At 40.6% G+C, this 20375-nt stretch carries 23 protein-coding genes; 15 read left to right on the top strand and 8 right to left on the bottom strand.

The genetic code is table 11. The annotated features are described in order from the left end of the window. The first annotated feature begins 11 nt into the window (after positions 1-11). Together tsaD and A3G3_RS0101660 are read left to right on the top strand one after the other, a co-directional pair. On the top strand, positions 12-1061 hold the full coding sequence (tsaD, locus tag A3G3_RS0101670; protein WP_019518810.1) for a tRNA (adenosine(37)-N6)-threonylcarbamoyltransferase complex transferase subunit TsaD: 1050 nt from the start codon (positions 12-14) through the stop codon (positions 1059-1061). Between the two features lie 195 nt (positions 1062-1256). Next, the gene (locus tag A3G3_RS0101660; protein ID WP_019518808.1) at positions 1257-1754 is read left to right on the top strand and encodes a hypothetical protein; all 498 of its coding nucleotides are present in this window, start codon (positions 1257-1259) and stop codon (positions 1752-1754) included. Between the two features lie 63 nt (positions 1755-1817). Here A3G3_RS0101660 and A3G3_RS0101655 read toward each other — a convergent pair whose 3' ends face one another. Genes A3G3_RS0101655 through A3G3_RS12925 form a run of 5 tightly spaced genes read right to left on the bottom strand, consistent with a single transcriptional unit; the run spans position 1818 to position 5346 of the window. Continuing rightward, a complete protein-coding gene (locus A3G3_RS0101655; protein WP_019518807.1) occupies positions 1818-2342 on the bottom strand; it encodes a hypothetical protein in 525 nt (174 codons plus the stop codon). 39 nt (positions 2343-2381) lie between these two features. Next, on the bottom strand, positions 2382-3740 hold the full coding sequence (locus tag A3G3_RS0101650; RefSeq protein ID WP_019518806.1) for a DUF2868 domain-containing protein: 1359 nt from the start codon (positions 3738-3740) through the stop codon (positions 2382-2384). A gap of 14 nt (positions 3741-3754) precedes the next feature. Then, complete coding sequence (locus tag A3G3_RS0101645; protein ID WP_019518805.1) at positions 3755-4162, bottom strand: type II toxin-antitoxin system VapC family toxin; 408 nt, start codon at positions 4160-4162, stop codon at positions 3755-3757. Positions 4163-4171: 9 nt separating this feature from the next. Further along, positions 4172-4456 carry an AbrB/MazE/SpoVT family DNA-binding domain-containing protein gene (locus A3G3_RS0101640; protein WP_019518804.1) on the bottom strand — a complete coding sequence of 95 codons (285 nt, stop codon included), beginning with the start codon at positions 4454-4456 and terminating at the stop codon, positions 4172-4174. Next, a complete protein-coding gene (locus A3G3_RS12925; RefSeq protein WP_051076908.1) occupies positions 4453-5346 on the bottom strand; it encodes an ATP-binding protein in 894 nt (297 codons plus the stop codon). The genes A3G3_RS0101640 and A3G3_RS12925 overlap by 4 nt, the downstream gene beginning before the upstream one ends. A 320-nt stretch (positions 5347-5666) precedes the next feature. On the opposite strand from A3G3_RS12925, the gene modA reads away from it, so the two are divergent. After that, positions 5667-6593, top strand: a complete 927-nt coding sequence (gene modA, locus A3G3_RS0101625) for a molybdate ABC transporter substrate-binding protein (protein ID WP_228702694.1) — start codon at positions 5667-5669, stop codon at positions 6591-6593. A gap of 32 nt (positions 6594-6625) precedes the next feature. On the opposite strand, the gene A3G3_RS0101620 is transcribed toward modA, so the two are convergent. After that, positions 6626-7048 (bottom strand): HIT domain-containing protein, encoded by a 423-nt coding sequence (locus A3G3_RS0101620; RefSeq protein ID WP_019518800.1) that lies wholly within the window; start codon positions 7046-7048, stop codon positions 6626-6628. A gap of 127 nt (positions 7049-7175) precedes the next feature. On the opposite strand from A3G3_RS0101620, the gene xthA reads away from it, so the two are divergent. After that, entirely contained in the window at positions 7176-7988 is an 813-nt protein-coding gene (gene xthA / locus A3G3_RS0101610; protein WP_019518798.1) for an exodeoxyribonuclease III, read from the top strand. 18 nt (positions 7989-8006) lie between these two features. Here the strand turns inward: xthA and A3G3_RS0101605 are convergent, their stop codons facing one another. Continuing rightward, complete coding sequence (locus A3G3_RS0101605; RefSeq protein ID WP_019518797.1) at positions 8007-8414, bottom strand: hypothetical protein; 408 nt, start codon at positions 8412-8414, stop codon at positions 8007-8009. A gap of 203 nt (positions 8415-8617) precedes the next feature. Between A3G3_RS0101605 and hemE the strand changes: the two genes are divergently transcribed. Together hemE and argC are read left to right on the top strand one after the other, a co-directional pair. Beyond that, the gene (hemE, locus tag A3G3_RS0101600) at positions 8618-9703 is read left to right on the top strand and encodes a uroporphyrinogen decarboxylase (RefSeq protein WP_019518796.1); all 1086 of its coding nucleotides are present in this window, start codon (positions 8618-8620) and stop codon (positions 9701-9703) included. 23 nt (positions 9704-9726) lie between these two features. Then, positions 9727-10803, top strand: coding sequence for an N-acetyl-gamma-glutamyl-phosphate reductase (argC, locus tag A3G3_RS0101595; protein ID WP_019518795.1), 1077 nt, complete (start codon positions 9727-9729; stop codon positions 10801-10803). A 53-nt stretch (positions 10804-10856) separates the two neighbouring features. On the opposite strand, the gene rsmA is transcribed toward argC, so the two are convergent. After that, positions 10857-11696 (bottom strand): 16S rRNA (adenine(1518)-N(6)/adenine(1519)-N(6))-dimethyltransferase RsmA, encoded by an 840-nt coding sequence (rsmA, locus tag A3G3_RS0101590; protein ID WP_019518794.1) that lies wholly within the window; start codon positions 11694-11696, stop codon positions 10857-10859. Positions 11697-11982: 286 nt separating this feature from the next. On the opposite strand from rsmA, the gene ychF reads away from it, so the two are divergent. The 9 genes from ychF to A3G3_RS0101540 all read left to right on the top strand — a co-directional run bounded on the left by ychF (position 11983) and on the right by A3G3_RS0101540 (position 20369). Next, positions 11983-13074: a redox-regulated ATPase YchF gene (gene ychF, locus A3G3_RS0101580; protein ID WP_019518792.1), complete on the top strand. Its 1092-nt coding sequence runs from the start codon at positions 11983-11985 to the stop codon at positions 13072-13074. A gap of 9 nt (positions 13075-13083) precedes the next feature. Beyond that, entirely contained in the window at positions 13084-13761 is a 678-nt protein-coding gene (gene lolD, locus A3G3_RS0101575) for a lipoprotein-releasing ABC transporter ATP-binding protein LolD (RefSeq protein ID WP_026212782.1), read from the top strand. 117 nt (positions 13762-13878) lie between these two features. Further along, positions 13879-14265 (top strand): SCP2 sterol-binding domain-containing protein, encoded by a 387-nt coding sequence (locus A3G3_RS0101570; RefSeq protein WP_019518790.1) that lies wholly within the window; start codon positions 13879-13881, stop codon positions 14263-14265. 28 nt (positions 14266-14293) lie between these two features. Further along, complete coding sequence (locus A3G3_RS0101565) at positions 14294-14650, top strand: hypothetical protein (protein ID WP_019518789.1); 357 nt, start codon at positions 14294-14296, stop codon at positions 14648-14650. Between the two features lie 164 nt (positions 14651-14814). Then, positions 14815-15372, top strand: a complete 558-nt coding sequence (locus A3G3_RS0101560; protein ID WP_040631063.1) for an LPS-assembly lipoprotein LptE — start codon at positions 14815-14817, stop codon at positions 15370-15372. 38 nt (positions 15373-15410) lie between these two features. Further along, on the top strand, positions 15411-16460 hold the full coding sequence (gene holA, locus A3G3_RS0101555; protein ID WP_019518787.1) for a DNA polymerase III subunit delta: 1050 nt from the start codon (positions 15411-15413) through the stop codon (positions 16458-16460). 245 nt (positions 16461-16705) lie between these two features. After that, positions 16706-18217 (top strand): sodium/proline symporter PutP, encoded by a 1512-nt coding sequence (gene putP / locus A3G3_RS0101550; RefSeq protein WP_019518786.1) that lies wholly within the window; start codon positions 16706-16708, stop codon positions 18215-18217. Positions 18218-18225: 8 nt separating this feature from the next. Next, a complete protein-coding gene (gene lpxK / locus A3G3_RS0101545; RefSeq protein ID WP_019518785.1) occupies positions 18226-19266 on the top strand; it encodes a tetraacyldisaccharide 4'-kinase in 1041 nt (346 codons plus the stop codon). A gap of 50 nt (positions 19267-19316) precedes the next feature. Next, the gene (locus A3G3_RS0101540) at positions 19317-20369 is read left to right on the top strand and encodes a threonine aldolase family protein (RefSeq protein WP_019518784.1); all 1053 of its coding nucleotides are present in this window, start codon (positions 19317-19319) and stop codon (positions 20367-20369) included. The last annotated feature ends 6 nt before the right edge of the window (positions 20370-20375 follow it).

The following is a 20375-nucleotide window of genomic DNA, read 5'->3' as shown; positions in this document are numbered from 1 at the left end:
TTAGGAAAAATATGAAAGTATTGGGCTTAGAAACTTCTTGTGATGAAACAGGTTTGGCGATTTTTGACAGTGAACAACGCCACAGCGACAATCAAGGTTTAATCGGACAAGTGCTATACAGCCAAACTGAACTGCACGCCACTTATGGTGGTGTTGTCCCAGAATTGGCAAGCCGAGATCATATTCGCAAACTTATTCCCTTGTTAAATCAGTTGCTTAGCGAATGTCAATTGCAAAAAACTGACATTGATGCGGTGGCCTTTACCAAGGGGCCGGGCTTGGTTGGGGCATTGATGACAGGGGCGTTATTTGGTCGCTCGCTCGCCTTTGCCTTGGATATTCCTGCGATTGGCGTGCATCACATGGAAGGGCATTTACTTGCACCCTTGCTTGGTCGTGACGCTCCTGAATTTCCGTTTGTTGGCTTATTGGTGTCTGGCGGGCATACCTTATTGGTGGCAGTGCAAGGTATTGGACGATATGAGATTTTGGGAGAAAGTATTGATGATGCGGTGGGTGAATGTTTTGACAAAACCGCAAAAATGTTAGGTCTTGCTTATCCGGGTGGACCTAACGTTGCCAACCTTGCCGAAAATGGTAATCCACACGCCTTTGATTTGCCCCGCCCAATGCTCGGCAAAGGTTTGGATTTTTCCTTTAGTGGCATGAAAACCGCCGTGCATAACTTGATTAAAGATAATCCGACCGACATTGATAACCCTGACCACGCCCAAACACGAGCTGATATTGCGTCTAGTTTTCAGTTTGCAGTGGTGGATACGCTTGCTAAAAAATGCGTGAAAGCTTTGCAACAAACGGGTTTTAAACGGCTTGTCATTGCGGGGGGTGTGAGTGCCAATCTTGAATTACGCCAAATTTTGGCAACCCAATTGGCAAAAATCGGTGCAACCGTGCATTACGCACCGCCCGCCTTGTGTACCGACAATGGGGCGATGATTGCGTTTGCAGGCTGGCAACGGCTGAACGCAGGGCAAAGTGATGATTTGGCAGTGAGTTGTCTGCCACGTTGGACGATGTCGGAATTGCCAAAAGTCAGTTAAAGTCAGCTAAATTTTGGTAAAATTTCACAATTTTGTAAAAAAAATCTTAAAAATTACCAAAAAAGCTACAAAAAATTACCCGTTTTTGCAAAAAATACTTATACAAGTTGCCAAAAACACGTTAAAATATTGTTAAATTTTTTGATTATTTATCAATCATTGTTTATTTTACCATTAAATTTACAGGAAAATCCTATGTCAAACGTAGAACAGTTGCCAAAAAGCATTGACCCAAATTTAAATCTTGAAAAAGTCAGAGTAGAATGCGAAGAGTTGGTTAAAAAACAAGCTAAAATCTCAGCAGGCGTGGCGATTATTCCTGTCCCAATGTTGGATGTCGCGGTGGACGCAGGGCTTTTAACAAAACTGTTACCAGAAATTTCAGCACGCTTTGGATTGGAAGAAAAATCTGAACAATCAACCACAAGCTCAAACTTTGAGCAGTATAAAGACCGTGCGGTGGAATTTGCAGGCTTAGTAGCAACACGTAGTATTGCGAAAAAGACTTTCCAAGGTTTTGGGAGTCGTATCATCGCCAAGCAAGTAACAAAATTCGTCCCCTTTGGCGGTCAGATTGTGGCAGGTACGATTGGCTATTTTATGTTTAAGAAAATTGCTGATGAGCATATTGACAAATGCTACCAAACTGCCAAAAAGTTACAACGTGAGCATCATGCAAAAACTGTTAATTAATCATTAATGATAGTTTAAACGAACTTAAAAAAAGTTGGGCGACAAACCCAACTTTTTTATCATTTACTCAGCTGTTTTCGCCAACGCTACTTTAATAATATTAAAACTTTGTTCGGTTTCTGGATAGGCTAACCAGTCTTCATAAGTAGTTGTTTCGCCGAGTCGTGCTTCGGCTTTTTCATCAAAATGGGTTAATAAACAAAGGCTTGTGGAAAAAGTTAGCTGATTGCTATTATCGTCTTTTTGCTCAAGCTTGCTTAATGCCAACCAATAATCCAACATCTCCATGATAAGCAAAATCTCATCGCTGGTAGTATGCGGATAGTTTTCACCCATTGCCCACATAATATCGTCAAGTTTTGCTAAGGCGTCATCAATCACATCAGTTTGCCAAAGATTGTCATTAATTTGATTAAAAATCGTTTGGTAGTGTGCTTTTTCGCTGTCAAGTTCACTATCAAGCCAGTTATTTGCTAAATTTTTGCTAAATTGATAAATTAGATTTTTAACAAAATAAAGCTGTTGGTTTAACGTTAATTTAGCGATTTTTGCATGGATAAAATTGGTAACTTGGTCATAACTTTGCATAGTTTTTCTTGTATTTTTCTAAAATTTTATCGTTTTTTGTTAACGAATAAGCGGAATTTGTCGCTCGGCGAGAGCGGTTTCCCATTGCTCTTTACGCTGTTTTAATTGAGCGAGTTCGCTTGGATTTGGTAAAAAATCTTGTTTAAAATCTAATAGTTGTACAACTAAACCACCTTTGGCAAGGCTTGCGATTTGGTCAAGTTTTCGCATCGTACCACGGTCAGGCAGGGATTGTGGTGGGATACCGATAAGCACTTGGACGTGATGGTTTTGTAGATAGTTGTTTAGTTTTGCCATATCATCACGGTCATCTAGCACGCCAAAATTTTCTAAATGGTTGGCATTATTGGCACTGTCGGTTAAATTATCTCCAACTGCAAATTGATACCAAAACTCATCATTATAAGGATATTCCATCAACGCCACGAGTTTTTTGGCTTGGCTGATTTCGGCAGGCGGAGCGACAGGTTTTTGCTCGGTGGGACTGTTGTCAGGGTCAATGATTTGTCGTTGCCAAAACTGAACAATTTTTTGGTAATAAGGATTATTAAGGTCTAATTTTAAGCGTTTGGATTTGAACATTGTCAAACACAATAGCCATAATGCCAAACGGGGCAAAATCCCATACATCAACACGCAACCGATTAAAAACATCGCCCAACGATAGGCAGTAGTAGGATTGGCGGTGGTTTGCAAAATGTCTTGTTCGGTGGGAATGGGAAAGCCGACAAGATTTGGCAAATAAGCCATGATGTTTACGATATTGGCAACTTGATATTGGCTTAATAGCGTGGATTGCCAAACAAAATTATAATTTTTTACCAAAAATAATGCTACTAACGCCAATAGCATTCCCATTAAACTCGCTAACCAAAATTGGTGTGTTAATCGTCCAAAAAACCATTTTTTGCCTGTGCGGTTGAGTTGGTCTTGATAGAGTTCAACGCTGGTTAGGCTGATGATATCGGCGTTTCGCATTAGGGTTTTGGGTTGCAAAAAGTTGCTAAATAACGGTGTTTTGTCCTGTGGGGCGAACATTAGCCAAAGTAACCAAACGACTAACATCACGCTATTGATACCCAAAATACTGGCTAACACATAAAAAAAGTTGATGGTTTGGTTTTGCATAATGCCGAATAAACCGACAAAACCAACCAATAACCACACCAAGGTTAACGACCAAATCACGCTATTCATGCGATTGGCGAGTATGGCTAAGCGCTTAGCAAGTTTGCCGTTACTGTCAATGCGGTTGGCTCGGTGGGAAAGTTTGGTGCGTGGGTCGCTCGGTTCTTTTTGTAGTTTTTCGGTGATGAGTAGCGGGTCAGCGGTGAAGATGTGGTTTTTTTCTTCAAGTCGGCGGACAAGTTCGGTGAGTTGGTCTTGCGGTGTGTACATTTTGGATTTTCTTTTTATGCAGGTTCTTTGGCAGTTAAATGCGGTGATAATAATGCAGATTTTTTAATAAGATTTTTATCAAATGTATAAAAATTATCGCATTGTTGGGTTTTTAACAGATGAATTGTATCGGCAAAATCCATACCTTGGGCATATAAACGAATTGGCAAATAAACTATTTCAGGGCTTTCAAATGTAACTGTGCGTAAATTATGAAGCGTGGTTAAAATCGTAATAATATCTTCTTTTGGTAATTGATAAACTTTTTTTATTATCCAAAAAAATTCCATGATAACTGTTAAAGCAATGTAGCTTGGTTGTATGAGTAATTTTTTTGCAATTAATGGCTGTTTTTGGGCTTCTTTATCATTATTATCCTCAATAAAAAAGCGGGCTAAAATATTAGTATCCAAGGTATTCATTATAATTTCCTATTCATCTTCATCAAAAAGTGGTACATAATCTGCGATATCAATATCAAGTAGGTTAAAGCCTTTTGGTATATTAACTTTTACCATGCCAAATGCTTCATTGATTTGTTGTTCAATTAAATCTTGTTTTTGAGTGTTAAATAATGCTACTTTTTTTGGCAATAACATAACCCCTTGATTTAATTCTACAAGGTCAACTTCACCGCCGTGTTTTACCCCCAAAGATTGTAAAATCGTTGGCGGTAAATCCATTTGACCTGTTTTAGATATATTCAATGTTATCATAATTTATTCTTAATATTTCCCAAACCTTTTAAGCCAATAAAATGCCGACTAAACTGATACGCCACCCGTCCCGACCGTCCACCACGCTCGCTTGCAAAACGCAGGGCCGTTGCTTTAGCATCATCATCAAACGCCAAATTTGCCTTTGTCAAATAATGTTCACAAATTTGCAAATAAATCGGCTGTGACATCGGATAAAAAGCCACCCATAAGCCAAAACGGTCGGACAACGATACCGTTTCATCAATCGTTTCATATGGATTGACTTCATCGGTTTGCCCATTATAAATACTCACATTATCTTTCATCAACTGGGGCAACAAATGTCGGCGATTGCTCGTGGCATATACCAATAGCTTGTCCTGCTCGCTGTCTAATGCCCCGTCAAGCGCACTTTTGAGCGTACGATAATTCTCATCTTGCCCATTAAATGCCAAATCATCGCAATAGATCACATAATGACACCCATGATTTGGCAAACGTTCCTGCAACACTCGCACCGCTTGGCGGATACTGTCAAGCATCACCAAATCATCACGAGCCACTTCAATAATGCGTAAACCGTCATCTTTAAATGTCGTTAACAATGCCCGAATTAGTGATGATTTGCCCGCTCCACGCGTGCCTGTCATCAACACATGATTGGCAGGTAAATTTGCCAAATATTGCCGAGTATTTTGTACGATTTTGGCTTTTTGTGTGTCAATGCCGATTAAATCATCTAAGCCCAACCGCAAATCCACCGTTAACGGCAACAGCTCTCCGCCACTTGTATGGTTGTTAGATTGCCAACGATATGCCAATACTGTTGGGTCAAGCTCTATCGGTTTTGGTAAAGATTGGCTTAAAAATCTTTCTAATAAATCTTGTAGATTTGGGTTTAAAGTCAGTTCGTTCATCATTGTTTTTTGTTTGATTGATAAAGGATTAAAGGCACATTTTAGCATAAATATTCATGGATTGATGGGCGGTTTGGTGGTATTTTGTTAATAAAAACATAACCAATTATTTACACTTTGCTACAAACTTTTTTGGTTATTCGTATTATCATATTTGCTAGATTTATGGCTAAGTGGTTGCATTTATTGATTTTTTTGACAATTAAATTTGAAAGCTTGTTAGAAAAATTAAAATGTGGGCTTGGTCTTTTTATGTCTTTGCAAAATTAAATTTTATTTTACAATTATTTTTTAACAAATTTTGATTGGTTATGATGTATCGTTTTTCTTTAAAGATGTGCTGTGGATTGTTAGGTGGGGCGTTGTTAACCGCGTGCCAACCTAATCCGATTGCCCCTGAAGAAAACCAATCAACCCCAAAAAGCCAGCCCCAAGTCGCAAGCCAACTTGCACCGCCGAAACCAAGCTATCATCTGCACCTTGCAGTAACGCCAAATTTAAAACTGGCGTTGCCTGTGATTGTCAATGAATTTCAGAAAAATAATCCTGATGTAAATATTACCTATAAATTTGACATAACGGTAAATATTTTTAACGAAATTGTGCAAAATAACGACCGTTATGATATTTTTTTGGCGGGTAATCAAAAATATCCGTATGAATTATCCAGACAAACAGCTAGTAAACCGAATGAGCGTAAATATGGACAACCGTTCACTTACACACGGGGGCAACTGGTGGTGTATAGCAAAAAATATGATATGAATAGCAATCCGACGGTGATGTTTGATGATTTGGTGTTGGAAAATAAACCATTTAGCATTGCGGTGGGTAATATGGAAACCTTGGCATACGGCATGGCGACCAAAGAATGGCTGATTAACCAAAATCTGTATCAGAATGTTGAGCCATACTTAATAGAAGTGGATAATTTTGAAGAAACGCTTGGTATGGTGGATAAAGGCGAAGCGGATTTTGGTATTGCCAGCCTTGGGCAAGTGCTTGACGATACGCACGCCTTAAGCCTAAAAACCGTGCAACAACAACATAGCTATGCGATTTTACCTGAACATAGCTATCCTGCGATTTACCAAGACGGCATTGTCTTGCGTCCTTCTGAACCCAGTCAACGTTTTGTTGACTATTTACAATCGGCAAAAGCCCAAGATATCTTAAGTGATGTAGGGTTTTTGCCAATTTGTCAAACCAGTAATTTATTACCTGCCTGCAAAAACTGATTTAGTCATATTAATTTAGCAAGTTTTACCAATTAATTGGCAATATTTTGAGCGATTGTACTCGCTAATCGTGCCAATTTTTCATGGTCTGCTTTCCCTGTTTCGTGTTCGCCCAATGCTTTGATATGGGTGGGGATTAGATGTACATGGTAATGAAAAACCGTTTGCCCTGCCTCTGGGTGATTGAGTTGCATTTGTACGATGCCTTGGGTATTTAGGGCGATACGTTGGGCTTGCATGACTTTTTGGGCGGTACTAAAAACGGCAGTCAAATACTCGCTTGGCATGGTGCTAAGTTCTACCGCTTCGCATTTTGGAATGACCAACACATGACCTATCGCCATCGGCATGATGTCCATAAATGCAAGGGTTTTGTCATCTTCATATACTTTATGGCAAGGGATTTCACCACGGATGATTTTGGCAAAAATATTGTGGCTATCGTAGTTTGTCATTGAGTTCTCCTTTGGCTAATGGTGGGTTTTATTGTACTATATTTTTTTGATTATGGGGTTTTTATTTGGTATTTTGCCAAAAAAATGCTATCATTTCGCCAAATTTTTTGTAAAAACAGAGTAAATTATGTCACGTTTTGTCAGCTTTAATATTAACGGTATTCGTGCCAGACAACACCAATTAGAAGCCCTCACCGACGTTATCGCCCCTGATATTATCGGATTACAAGAAACCAAAGTGCATGATGATGCCTTTCCGCTTGCTGATGTGGAAAAACTTGGTTATCATGTGGAATTTTTTGGGCAAAAATCGCATTACGGCGTGGCGTTATTGTCAAAAACTACCCCGATTTTTGTACAAAAAGGTTTTATCGGTGCGAGTGACGATGAGCAAAAACGCCTAATCCACGCTCGTTATGATTTTAATGGGACCCAAATTGATGTGTTAAATGGCTATTTTCCGCAAGGTGAAAACCGTTCGCATCCGACCAAATTTCCGATGAAACAATATTTTTATCAGCGTTTAACTGATTATATTTTGGCATTAAAGGATGAAAATCGCCAACTTATCGTTATGGGCGATATGAATATTGCCCCACAAGACAACGATGTGGGCATTGGTGAAAAAAATGCCAAACGCTGGTTATCGCAAGGCACTTGCTCGTTTTTACCCGAAGAACGTGAATGGTACAAAACTTTACTCAATACCGATTTGCACGACACCTATCGGCATTTGCATGCAGACGGCGATGCGTTGAGTTGGTTTGATTATCGTTCCAAAGGTTTTGACGATACACCAAAACGGGGCTTACGCATTGACCATATTTTATGTTCGTCAGATCTTTTACCAAGCGTGAAAGCATCAGGGGTCAGCTATGAATTGCGTGGCATGGAAAAGCCGTCCGACCATGCCCCTGTTTGGGTGGATTTGGCGGTTTAATTATTTAGATTGGTTAACTTATCGGTTCATTTTTGGCAAACGTTTTAATAAAATAAATAAAAAAATGTTTGCCAACATAATCAAGCAAAAATCAATCAGCCAAGCCAACATTCCCCACCAAAACCCTGCAAAACCGTGTAAAAACACCATAAAACCGCTTGCTCCTGCATAAACTAACAGCAAAATACTGACAAAAAGTAGGGCGTAGGGGCTTTTGCCTTTGATGATAAATTGTGTACAACATAGGGCAGGTACGAGCCAAATCGTTTGCCAAAACATAATGGCGACAAGTGATGTGGGTTTTTCTGCCAAACCAAAATATAAGAGAAGTGCGATGCCAAAACTGCGAAAAATTAACCATGTGATATAGCTGATGCTTAGGGATTTATGAATGGGGTAAATCGGTTTGGCGGTGGATTGTTGCATAATTGTTGCCATGTTTTAAAAATCAAGCTAACTATGATAGCATATATCCTAGCAAAATTCGTGGTATTTTTGCGGTAAAATCTGAGTAATAACACATAATAAATTCACTTGATTATTTAACTTAATTGATTGCAAATATGTTAAAATAGATTAATTTTTAAAATTAACAAAAACTTTTACCAAAAATTTTATAGGAAAGCACCATGTCAACGTCAACCCAAAATTTCCCAACCCTAAAAAATGACCGTTTGCTAAAAGCCATTCGCTTTGAAAAAGTGGACACCACACCTGTGTGGATGATGCGACAAGCGGGGCGATATTTGCCAGAGTACAAGCAAACCCGCAGTGAAGCGGGGGATTTTCTGAGTTTGTGCAAAGACGTTGACAAGGCGACCGAAGTTACGTTACAGCCATTTCGCCGATTTGATTTGGATTGTGCGATTTTGTTTAGTGATATTTTGACCGTGCCTGATGCGTTGGGATTGGGCTTATATTTTGAAACAGGCGAAGGTCCAAAATTCAAAAAAACCGTACGTAGTCGTGCCGATGTAGAAGCCTTGCCAACAGTGAATATGGCGACCGACCTGGATTATGTGATGAAAGCGGTAACCAGTATTCGCTATGCGTTAAATGGGATTGCCCCTTTGTTTGGTTTTTCGGGCAGTGCCTGGACGTTAGCGACTTACATGGTGGAAGGTGGTAGTTCCAAAGAATTTCGTCATATCAAAGGCATGATGTACAGCGAGCCTGAGACGTTGCATGTGTTGCTTAATAAACTTACTGATGCGGTGATTGATTATTTGGTTGCCCAAATTGATGCAGGAGCCCAGTTAGTACAAGTGTTTGACAGTTGGGGTGGGGCGTTGGCACACCGTGAATTTGTGGCGTTTTCGCATCAATATAACCAAAAAGTCGTGCAAGGTGTCAAAGCCAAATACCCCGACGTACCAGTGGTGGTGTTTACCAAGGGTGGCGGTCTGTGGTTAGACACGCAAGTGCAAAATGGGGCTGATATGCTGGGTTTGGATTGGACGATATCGTTGGCAGACGCTCGCAAAATCGCCCTTGCATCATCAAAACCGATTGCACTACAAGGTAATCTTGACCCTGCGACTTTGTACGCAAGCCCTGAAAACATTCGCAAACACACACATTTGATGTTAAATGATGCTTACAGCGTGGGTGAAAAAACGGGCTATGTGGCAAACCTTGGACATGGCATTCAGCAATGGGTTAATCCTGAGCACGCCAAGGCTTTTATTGATGCGGTGCATGAGTTTCAGCTTTAGGTTTCAGTTTAAAAAGGAAAAACATGAAAAAAATTAAAGTCGCTATCGTTGGCGGAACAGGCTACACAGGTGTTGAGCTTATCCGTTTGCTTAGTCAACACCCATATGCTGATATTCAATATTTAACGTCTCGCACCGAAGCTGGCAAGCGAGTGGACGAATTTTTTCCAAGTTTGCGTGGTGTGGTGGGCGATTTGGCATTTAGTGATTTAGATGAACAAAAATTGGTAGAATGCGATGTGGTATTTTTTGCCACGCCACACGGTGTCGCCATGCAACACGCTAAATATTTAATCGAAAAAGGCGTGAAAATCATTGACTTAGCATCCGATTTTCGTTTGCAAAATTTGGTAGAATTTGAAAAATGGTATCGGCTTCCCCATACTTGTCCAAATTTGCTACAACAAGCGGTGTACGGCTTGCCAGAGATTAACCGTGAACAGATTAAAACCGCGAATATTATTGGCAATCCAGGTTGTTATCCAACCACGGCAATTTTAGGTTTAGCCCCCATCATTAGCCAACAAAATTTGACCAATCAGCCAATGATTGACCCTTATATCGTGATTGATGCCAAATCGGGTATTTCAGGGGCAGGTCGTCAAGGCAAGCTAAATTTAATTTTTAGTGAAACAGCGGATAGTTTTTCTGCTTATGGTGTGGCAGGGCATCGGCATTTACCCGAAATTGAGCAAGGGATTGATAAATTAATCAATAAAAACAACCAAGTACAACAGCACTATATCCGTTTTGTACCTCACTTAGTGCCGATGATACGGGGAATGTTTAGCACTATTCATTTGCGTTTGACCGATGTTGGGCAAGCGAGTGATTTGCAACAATTATACACTGATTTTTATCAAAACGCATATTTTGTGGACGTGTTGCCGAGCGGTCAATACCCTGATACTCGCGGTGTGCGTGGCAGTAATCATTTACGTATTGCGGTGCAAACATTTACCGATAGTCCAATTGCAACGATTTTGGTGGTGCAAGACAATCTTGTAAAAGGGGCATCAGGGCAAGCGGTGCAAAATATGAATATCATGTTTGGCTTAGATGAAACAGCAGGTCTAACGTTTGTGCCAATTTCACCATGAGGTTAAATATCATTTTAATGTTTATTAAAAAATTAATAAATAATGGTGTCGCTTTAGGTTAAATTGGCGATACCATTGCTCAATTTGACGAAATCTGCCACGCTTAACGTTTCTGGGCGTGCGGTAGGATTCATTTGCCAGTCTATCAAATTTTGTTCGCTAATTGGTGGTAATAAAGCGTGTTTTTTGAAAATCGCACGCAACGTTTTACGTCGGTGATTAAAGGCCTCTCGCACCACGAGAGCAAACAATTTTTCATTATTGGCAACAATCGGCTTTTGTTGATAAGGCGTTAAACGGAATACCGCACTGGTGACTTTTGGCGGTGGATTAAATGCCCCATTTGGCACGGTCAGCAAATAATCGGTTTCACAAAAATACTGCATCATCACCGACAAACGCCCATATTCTTTGCTATTGACTTCGGCAGTAATCCTATCCACCACTTCTTTTTGTAGCATAAAGTGCATATCTTGTATCACATCGGCGAAAGTCAACAGATGAAACAGTAATGGCGTGGAAATATTGTAAGGTAAATTACCGACAATCCGCATTTTTTTGCCACAAGGATTGTCAATCTGGGTAAATAATTGGCGATAATCCACGTCCATGGCGTTGGCTTTGACAATCTTCAAACCGTCATTGCTATTTGCCCCAATCCGAATGCGTAAGCTGTCCGCCAGGTCGGTATCCAGTTCTACTACGGTCAATTTATCCACTTGAGCCAACAATGGTTCGGTAATTGCCCCCATGCCCGGTCCAATTTCTAGCATAATGTCATCTTTTTGACAATGGATAGTGTCAATGATTTGGCTGATGATAGCTCTGTCGTGTAAAAAATTTTGCCCAAAACGCTTTCTAGGCTGATGTTTTAAAAAAGGAGAATTTGTCACAGTTTTTCCTAAAATTTTATGATAAAAATAGGTTATTATAGCATTTTTATGGGGTTACAGTTGATGAATTTTTAAGTAATCAACCACTTTTTTATCCAACTGCTTTTTAAGGACAAAATCAGTAAATAGATTGACAAAAATATTGATACAAATCTCCTTAGATTTGAGATGATTATCAGCGTTATTCACTATTTTGCTAACTTTTTAAAATTGTTTGATGATAACAATGACAGAATTTGCTATAATAAATGCCATTTATTTTTCATTTTTTCAAAGGACACACTTTATGGGCTTTAACTGTGGTATCGTAGGTTTGCCAAACGTAGGCAAATCCACCCTTTTTAATGCATTAACCAAAGCAGGCATCGCCGCCGAAAATTTTCCGTTTTGTACCAAAGACCCAAACACAGGCATTGTCCCTGTGCCAGACCCACGCTTAAAGCAACTTGCTGAAATTGTCAAACCTGAACGTGTGTTGCCAACCACCATGGAATTTGTGGATATTGCAGGGCTTGTGGCAGGTGCATCAAAAGGCGAAGGCATGGGCAACCAGTTTCTTGCCAATATTCGTGAAACAGATGCTGTCGCCCACGTGGTACGTTGTTTTGATGATGACAACGTCATTCATGTGGACGGCCGTGTTAATCCGTTAAGCGACATTGAAACGATTAATACGGAGCTTGCCTTGGCAGATTTAGAGGCGGTGAGCCGTGCCATTATCAACGTTGGCAAAAAAGCCAAAGGTGGCGATAAAGATGCTAAAGCAATGCTTGATGTGTTTAACAAAATTGAGCCGTTTTTGGCGGATGGTAAGCCCGCTCGTATGGCAAATCTTGATGACGATGAGAAAAAACTCATTAAAAGCTATGGACTGATTACGCTAAAACCTGTGATGTACATCGCCAACGTTGCCGAAGATGGGTTTGAAAATAATCCCTATCTTGAGCAAGTGCGGGAATTTGCCAAAAATGATAATGCCATTGTTGTGCCACTTTGCAATCAAATTGAAGCAGAAATCGCCCAACTTGACGATGATGAAAAAGCTGAATTTTTGGAAGGTATGGGTATGACAGAAGCGGGGCTTGACCGTGTGATTCGTGCAGGTTATGAACTACTGAATATGCAGACTTATTTTACCGCAGGCGTGAAAGAAGTGCGCGCGTGGACAGTGCCAGTTGGGGCGACTGCTCCGCAAGCAGCTGGCGTTATTCACACCGATTTTGAGCGTGGTTTTATCCGTGCAGAAGTCATCGCTTTTGATGATTTTATAGAATATGGTGGTGAAAAAGGGGCAAGTTCCGCAGGTAAAAATCGTCTAGAAGGCAAAACTTATATCGTGCAAGATGGCGATGTGATGCATTTTAGATTTAATGTATAATTGATTGATATGACAAATATTTTACAAGCTAACCACATCACAAAGGTTTACCAAGACGGCAAAAACACCACCACCGTGTTAAACGGTTTGGATATTTCGGTGAACACAGGGGAAAAAATTGCGATCGTCGGTACGAGTGGCTCAGGCAAAAGCACGTTGTTGCATATTTTGGGTGGATTGGACGTACCGACCACAGGCGAAGTGTGGCTACAAGGGCAACTCATTAACACGCTAAACGAAACTAAGCGTGGGCAACTGCGTAATCAGCATTTGGGTTTTATTTATCAATTTCACCATTTATTGGCGGAATTTAGCGCAATTGAAAATGTTGCCGTGCCGTTGCTAATGCGAGATGATGTGCCGATTGCTCAGGCTCGTGCCGCTGCGATTGATTTGTTAAATAAAGTTGGTTTATCGCATCGGTTGGAACACCGTCCGAGCGAACTATCAGGCGGTGAACGTCAGCGAGTGGCGATTGCACGGGCGTTGGTAACCAAACCGTCCTTGATTTTGGCGGACGAGCCGACAGGTAATTTGGATTATGCCAATGCCCAAGCGGTGTTTGAAATTTTAACAGAACTACAAAAAGATTTTAACACTGCTTTACTAATGGTAACGCATGATAGACAGCTTGCGAGTCTTGCTGATAAACAGCTTGAGCTAAAAAGTGGCGAATGGGTGCATTAATTTTGTTAAAAGTTGTTGATAAAATTTAACAACTATCTTTAAATTTTGCAAAATTACCTCATTAAACAAAACGTGTTTTTTTAAACAAACCTAACTATTTTTAAAAGGAAATATATTATGGCAAAATTTTTAACCCAAGATTGGTTTAACCAAGTTAACGACTTAACCACTAAAGCAGGCGATTTAAGCTTGCCACCTGCGATTAAAAATTTGTCAATTAACCTAAATGTCACAGGTGCGGACGGCAATGTAAGTGCGTCATTTTGTGACGGTACAATTCACCAAGGCACAAAAGATGGGGCATTAACCACCTTAAGCCTTGATGATGAAACCTTGCGAAAAGTGTTTTTGGAACGTGATATGAACCATGCCATGCAAGCCTTTATGGAAGGTAAAATCCGTGTGGACGGCGATATGGGGCAGTTGATGTCTATCCAAACGGCAACGCCAAGTGCAGAACAAAAACAATTGTTTAAAGATATTTTGGCAATTACTGAAGTGTAAACGCTAAAAGCTAAAAAAGGTTAAAATCATGAACCCAATGCTCCAAAATCGTCCTGATGTCAGCCAAACCCCAAAAGGTAAAACCATTAATATGCTAAGCAACCTTGCTTTGTTGTTAAATTTTGTCGTAGGGGCGTTGCTCGTGCATTGGGCGGTGATTGTCGTGTTTGTCATTGCTCATGTGGGGTTGCGTTTGGCATATATTAAGCTAGAAGATCAAGCGATAGCCAATTTGACTACCAGCACCGATAGTGAAAATACCCCAGCACCGAGCCAGCCTGCGAGTGTGCGAAATGTGGCAACTGTGGTTACCATGCTCGTGATTGCTAATCTGTTGTATTGGCTTGGGTTTGGATTACGGCAGGGTATTAATGCTTTTATGTAATCAATCTTTTTAGTATTGTTAACCTGTTCTTGGTGTGAGAAGCATTGTTTCTCAAGACGTAGCATAGCGAAGTGGTTTTACGACACTTCGCCCCAACTCAGGGTGAACGGAAAGCTTTATAAAATATTTTATCTCTTTATTTGTTTAATAAAAATGGGTGCGATATGCGACGACAGTGTTCAATACAGAGGGCAACACAGGCTCTTTTGCGTGGCTGTGTCATGGCAGTTTTGGCGGTACACTTAACGGCTTGTGGCTTTCATTTGCGTGGTTATGCGTCGCCGATGTCGGTCTTTATTCCGACCACATCGCTGATTTTTGGCAATAGCTTAGCCGATGTGTCGGTTAAAAATGCGTTAAATGATAAATTTAGCCTGTTGTCGGTTAAAACCAATACCGTCACGCCTGTGTCAGCTAATAGCAGTCAACCGAGTATCCAAGTGCAAAATATCCGTTTACAAAATTTTCAATTACGGGGAATTTTGACCGAAATTCGCATGGTGATGTCGGCGGATGTTACCTATAACACGTTGCAAAATGGTAAAATCGTTAGCCAAACCAACACCATTCAAGTACAACGCAGTTATCAATACGATCAAGCCAGCGTTAACACCGACAATCCACAAGCGGAACAAATCCAAAATTGGCTGTATGATGCCCTTGCCGAGCGGATTGCCGACCAATATATGGCATTGACTTTGCCAAAAGTGGCTGCTGAATAACGTTGTTTTTTTAAATCTGTTTTTAGCTATTCTAATCTATGCACCAAACCTTTTTGCAAGTCTATCAGCAAGCCCAACACGCCAAAACCCCTGTTACAGGGCTATGGCTGTTGCACGGTGATGAGCCGTTATTACCACAATGGCTGATTGAAGCGTGGCAACCGTATTGGCAACAGGCGAATATGAGCATTCAACGCATGGATATTACCAGTGCAAAATCTTGGCAAGATATTTTAGCAGAGCTTAATAGTTTATCGTTGTTTGATGATAAAAAAGTGGTGATTGCTCAAGGCAACTATAAACCTGATAAAGAAATTTTAAACGAGTTAAACGTTTTTTGCGAAACCACAAAAGCCGATGTAGAACAAGGGGAAGACGGTGCAAATTGTTTAATTATTTTAATGGATAAATTTGACAAAAAAAGTCAAAAAAGCGTGTTTTTTCAATTATGTGAACAATGTGGCATGGTGGTAGATTGTCAACTGTATCAAGAACGCCAACGCCATGACGTGCTACACAGTCAAGCCCAAAAATTTGGTATTAAACTTACCCCAAACGCATGGCAACAGTTGATGAGCCATACCGAACATAACTTGTTAAGTGCGTATCAAACCTTGTGGCGATTATCTTATTTATATAACCCAACTTTACAGCAAGATTTTACAATGGTGGATGAAGTTGCGTTGCAAGACGGCTTGGTGAGTCAGTCGCATTTTACCACTTTTGATTTGTCTGATGCGATGTTGGCAGGAGACGTGGCAAAAGTGGTAGAAATTTTACAGCATTTAAAACATGCCCAAGAGCCTGAAACGCTTGTGTTATGGGTGATTACCAAAGATATGCGAACCCTGCAAGCATTGGCGAGTGGACAAAGTTTTGCAGAATTAGGCATTTGGCAGAGCAAACAAGGTCTGTACCAAAATGCGTTAAATCGGCATTTGCACCATGAACAGAACTTTGCTGAATGGACGGATTTGGCGTATCGCTGTGATCAAGCGGTGAAAGGCTTAACTCAGCAACCTGCATGGGAGCTGTTATATCAGTCGGCGTTACAACTGGCAGGTGAGCCGATATTTCATTCAATTTAACCCATTTAAACCGATGAAAGTTAATTGTGTGCTTATTGTCAGTTTGTGCAAAAAGATGTTAAAATAAATTGCTAGGTTTTTCCATAAATAAATCTAGCAATTTTATTTTGGGCGGACGATTGGCAAACAAAAGTATAAAATTAAAATCTTAAATATCAGTGATTTAAAAAAATATTGATAGGTTGTTGATTAGTTTTATCAATGGGCGTGATTGTTTGGTGAAGGATAGGTTTAAGGATAAATATATGTTTAGTAATCCAGTATATATTACCTTTGCTTTGTACTTGATTATGGTACTTGGCATTGGTTTTGTGGCGTATTTTGCCACTCGCAGTTTTGATGATTATATTTTGGGTGGGCGTAGTTTAGGCAGTTTTGTAACGGCGATGTCTGCAGGTGCGTCCGATATGTCAGGCTGGCTGTTGATGGGCTTGCCCAGTGCGATTTATTTAAGCGGTTTGAGTGAAGCGTGGATTGCCGTTGGTCTGGTGACTGGGGCGTATTTAAACTGGCTATTAGTTGCAGGGCGGTTGCGTATTTTTACCGAGTTTAATAACAATGCTTTGACGTTACCAGAGTATTTTTATCATCGTTTTGGTGGTACACAAAAGGTGATGAAAATCGCTACCGCAGGGATTATTTTGTTTTTCTTTACCATTTACTGTGCAGCAGGTGTGGTGGCAGGTGCAAGGCTGTTTGAAAGTTTGTTTACAGGCATGAGTTATGAGACGGCTCTCTGGCTTGGTGCGGGTGCGACCATTATCTACACCTTTGTTGGTGGTTTTTTGGCGGTGAGTTGGACGGATACCATTCAGGCAAGTTTGATGATTTTTGCGTTAATTCTTGCCCCTGTGATGGTGTATCTCAATCTTGGTGGCATGGGCGAAATCCAATCAGCACTAGCATTGGCAAGCTCGGCAAATAATGTGGAATATGACAGTTTTTTATTTGGCACAAGTTTTATCGGCATTATCTCGGCGGCAGCGTGGGGCTTGGGTTATTTTGGACAACCGCATATTTTGGCACGTTTTATGGCGGCTGAAAATGTGAAATCGCTTGATAACGCACGCAGAATTGGCATGACGTGGATGATTTTATGTCTAGGTGGTGCGGTTGCGGTCGGCTATTTTGGCTTGGCATATTTTACCACGAACCCTGAATTAACCGCTCAAATGCAAGATGCCACAGGTACGGTAAATAGTGAACGTATTTTTATTACTTTGTCGCAAATTTTGTTTAACCCTTGGATTGTGGGCATTGTATTATCAGCGATTTTGGCGGCAGTGATGAGTACCTTAAGTTGTCAATTATTGGTTTGCTCTAGTGCGATTACCGAAGATTTTTACAAAGGCTTTATCCGCCCAAACGCCAGCCAAAAAGAGTTGGTGTGGATTGGGCGTTTAATGGTGCTGTTGATTGCCTTGATTGCCATTGTCATCGCTTATAATCCTGAAAGTAAAGTATTAGGCTTGGTGTCAAATGCTTGGGCAGGCTTTGGTGCATCATTTGGGCCTGTGGTGATTTTGTCATTATTTTGGCGAAAAATGACCGCACAAGGGGCTTTAGCAGGTATGATTATCGGTGCTTTGACGGTTGTGGCGTGGAAGCCTTTAACAGGCAGTAGCTTATACGAAATCATTCCGGGTTTTATTTTGGCAACATTGGCAATCTATGTCGTCTCCATGCAAACCAAAAATGGCAATGACGTGGAAAACCGCTTTGTTGAAGCAAACTTTGCTTATCAAGCCCAAAAATAAGGCAAAAAATGCAAGCAATCTTTTTAAAAGCGTGGCAAAAACAAGCCCTGTGGCTGTGGTTTTTGCTACCTTTAGCATGGCTTTATGCTATGTTAAGTTGGTTAAATAAAAAGTTGTATCAACACGGTTTAAAAAAAGTCTACTATCCGTCTGTACCTGTGATAGTGATTGGCAATATCACGGTGGGCGGAAGTGGCAAAACGCCATTGATAATTAATTTTGTCCAATACTTGCAACAAAAAAACATCAGGGTTGGCGTTATCAGCCGTGGTTATGGCGGTGATAGTTCGCTTATGCCACGTCTGGTAACCTTATTTGACACGCCAAAACAAGTCGGCGATGAGCCATGTTTGATTGTGCAAACAACAGGCGTAGCGATGAGTGTTTGCCCAAATCGTGGGCAGGCGATAGATTTATTGTTGCAACATTATCCAGATTTGCAGATTATTTTGGCAGATGACGGTTTGCAACATCACGCCCTAGACCGTGATAAAAACTGGATTGTGGTGGACAGCGTGCGTGGTTTTGGCAATCGGCAACGGTTACCAGTTGGTTTTTTGCGTGAGCCGATAAGCCGTTTACATGAGCCAAATACCAGCGTGATTTATCATGTGAATGACAATACCAAACAAAATTTTATTAATGTCTGTACCATGCAACTAGCCGAACAGCCTTTACAAGGACTATTTGACAAACAACAAACATTAGCACCGCAACAGGTTATTGCAATGACAGGTATTGGCTATCCACAGCGGTTTTTTAATAGTTTAGAAAAATTGGGCTTTGATTTGCTAAAAAAACCATTGCCAGACCATCACGATTTTAGTCTAAGCGATTTTGACAATTTGCCAGATTTACCCATTATTCTGACTGAAAAAGATGCGGTAAAAGTACGATTATTATTACAAGATATACGATCGCAAAATCAAGAAATCTGTAAATTGGCAAACAGAATTTGGGTATTGCCTGTAAATGCCGTGTTAAATGATAAAGTTTACCAAATTTTGGATAAACAATTAAATGATTTGCTTGGTGATAAGGTATTATAATTTTTGCAATCATTTTTTATTTTTATGATAGTTTAAATTAAGGTTAATTAATGAAAATTTTACATAACCCTGAACATTTTACCTTTGCATCGGATAACTATTCGGGTGTGCATCCTACGATTTTACAAGCGATTGCACGGGCGAATGGTGGGCACGATAAAGCATATGGGCATGATACCTATAGCGTGGCGTTAAAGCATTTGATTAAATCAAAATTTGGCGAGCAGGCGAGTTGTTATTTGGTGTTTAATGGCACTGGGGCGAATGTGTTGGGCTTGCAGTCGCTGTTGCCACGCTGTGGGGCGGTGATTTGTGCCAAAGAAGCCCATATTAACAATGATGAAAGCGTTGCCCCTGAATATATCGGTGGCATGAAGCTGTTGGCGGTGGACACGCCTGACGGTAAGCTGTCGGCAAGTGGGTTGCATGATTTTTGTTATCATCGCAATCAAAGCGAACACACGGCAAAAGCTAGCGTGGTGTATATCAGCCAAACCACCGAGCTTGGCATGTGTTATACCCTAGATGAAATCCGTGAAATTGCCAATGTTTGCCGAGAATTTGGCTTGTATTTATATTTGGATGGGGCAAGATTGTCCAATGCCTTGGTAGCGTTGGATGCTGATTGGTCGGATTTGGCAAATTTGGGCATTGATATGCTGTCAATCGGCGGTACAAAGAATGGCTTGATGATTGGTGAAGGCTTGATTGTGCTAAATCCGAGCCTTGACGAGCAAATGCGACGTTTGCGAAAAAGTAATATGCAGCTGGGCTCAAAGTTGCGTTTTGTCGCATCACAGTTTTTGGCGTGGTTTGAAGATGATTTGTGGCGAGAACTGGCAAAAAATAGCAACGATATGGCAAATTATTTATATCATGAAATCAAAAACTTAGATGGCGTTGAAGTTTTGTACCCTGTTCATGCTAATGCAGTATTTGCCCGCTTTTCACCCGATGTAGTAAGCCAATTACACACCCAGTTTGAGTTTTATGATACCGATATCAAAGCAGGCGAGGTGCGTCTGATGACGTCATTTGACACCTCCAAAGAACAAATTGATGCGTTGGTAACTGCGATTAAAAATTTGTTACCAACGTCTTGATTATTA

Origin of the sequence: Moraxella boevrei DSM 14165 (genome assembly GCF_000379845.1) — a bacterium.
GTDB lineage: Bacteria > Pseudomonadota > Gammaproteobacteria > Pseudomonadales > Moraxellaceae > Faucicola > Faucicola boevrei.
This window is presented reverse-complemented; position numbering and strand designations above follow the sequence as displayed.

Excerpts from the sequence above, each read along its gene's own strand:
- tsaD (WP_019518810.1), top strand. The coding sequence starts at position 12 with ATGAAAGTATTGGGCTTAGAAACTTCTTGTGATGAAACAGGTTTGGCG.
- A3G3_RS0101660 (WP_019518808.1), top strand. The coding sequence starts at position 1,257 with ATGTCAAACGTAGAACAGTTGCCAAAAAGCATTGACCCAAATTTAAAT.
- A3G3_RS0101655 (WP_019518807.1), bottom strand. The coding sequence starts at position 2,342 with ATGCAAAGTTATGACCAAGTTACCAATTTTATCCATGCAAAAATCGCT.
- A3G3_RS0101650 (WP_019518806.1), bottom strand. The coding sequence starts at position 3,740 with ATGTACACACCGCAAGACCAACTCACCGAACTTGTCCGCCGACTTGAA.
- A3G3_RS0101645 (WP_019518805.1), bottom strand. The coding sequence starts at position 4,162 with ATGAATACCTTGGATACTAATATTTTAGCCCGCTTTTTTATTGAGGAT.
- A3G3_RS0101640 (WP_019518804.1), bottom strand. The coding sequence starts at position 4,456 with ATGATAACATTGAATATATCTAAAACAGGTCAAATGGATTTACCGCCA.
- modA (WP_228702694.1), top strand. The coding sequence starts at position 5,667 with ATGATGTATCGTTTTTCTTTAAAGATGTGCTGTGGATTGTTAGGTGGG.
- A3G3_RS0101620 (WP_019518800.1), bottom strand. The coding sequence starts at position 7,048 with ATGACAAACTACGATAGCCACAATATTTTTGCCAAAATCATCCGTGGT.
- xthA (WP_019518798.1), top strand. The coding sequence starts at position 7,176 with ATGTCACGTTTTGTCAGCTTTAATATTAACGGTATTCGTGCCAGACAA.
- A3G3_RS0101605 (WP_019518797.1), bottom strand. The coding sequence starts at position 8,414 with ATGCAACAATCCACCGCCAAACCGATTTACCCCATTCATAAATCCCTA.
- hemE (WP_019518796.1), top strand. The coding sequence starts at position 8,618 with ATGTCAACGTCAACCCAAAATTTCCCAACCCTAAAAAATGACCGTTTG.
- argC (WP_019518795.1), top strand. The coding sequence starts at position 9,727 with ATGAAAAAAATTAAAGTCGCTATCGTTGGCGGAACAGGCTACACAGGT.
- ychF (WP_019518792.1), top strand. The coding sequence starts at position 11,983 with ATGGGCTTTAACTGTGGTATCGTAGGTTTGCCAAACGTAGGCAAATCC.
- lolD (WP_026212782.1), top strand. The coding sequence starts at position 13,084 with ATGACAAATATTTTACAAGCTAACCACATCACAAAGGTTTACCAAGAC.
- A3G3_RS0101570 (WP_019518790.1), top strand. The coding sequence starts at position 13,879 with ATGGCAAAATTTTTAACCCAAGATTGGTTTAACCAAGTTAACGACTTA.
- A3G3_RS0101565 (WP_019518789.1), top strand. The coding sequence starts at position 14,294 with ATGAACCCAATGCTCCAAAATCGTCCTGATGTCAGCCAAACCCCAAAA.
- A3G3_RS0101560 (WP_040631063.1), top strand. The coding sequence starts at position 14,815 with ATGCGACGACAGTGTTCAATACAGAGGGCAACACAGGCTCTTTTGCGT.
- holA (WP_019518787.1), top strand. The coding sequence starts at position 15,411 with ATGCACCAAACCTTTTTGCAAGTCTATCAGCAAGCCCAACACGCCAAA.
- putP (WP_019518786.1), top strand. The coding sequence starts at position 16,706 with ATGTTTAGTAATCCAGTATATATTACCTTTGCTTTGTACTTGATTATG.
- lpxK (WP_019518785.1), top strand. The coding sequence starts at position 18,226 with ATGCAAGCAATCTTTTTAAAAGCGTGGCAAAAACAAGCCCTGTGGCTG.
- A3G3_RS0101540 (WP_019518784.1), top strand. The coding sequence starts at position 19,317 with ATGAAAATTTTACATAACCCTGAACATTTTACCTTTGCATCGGATAAC.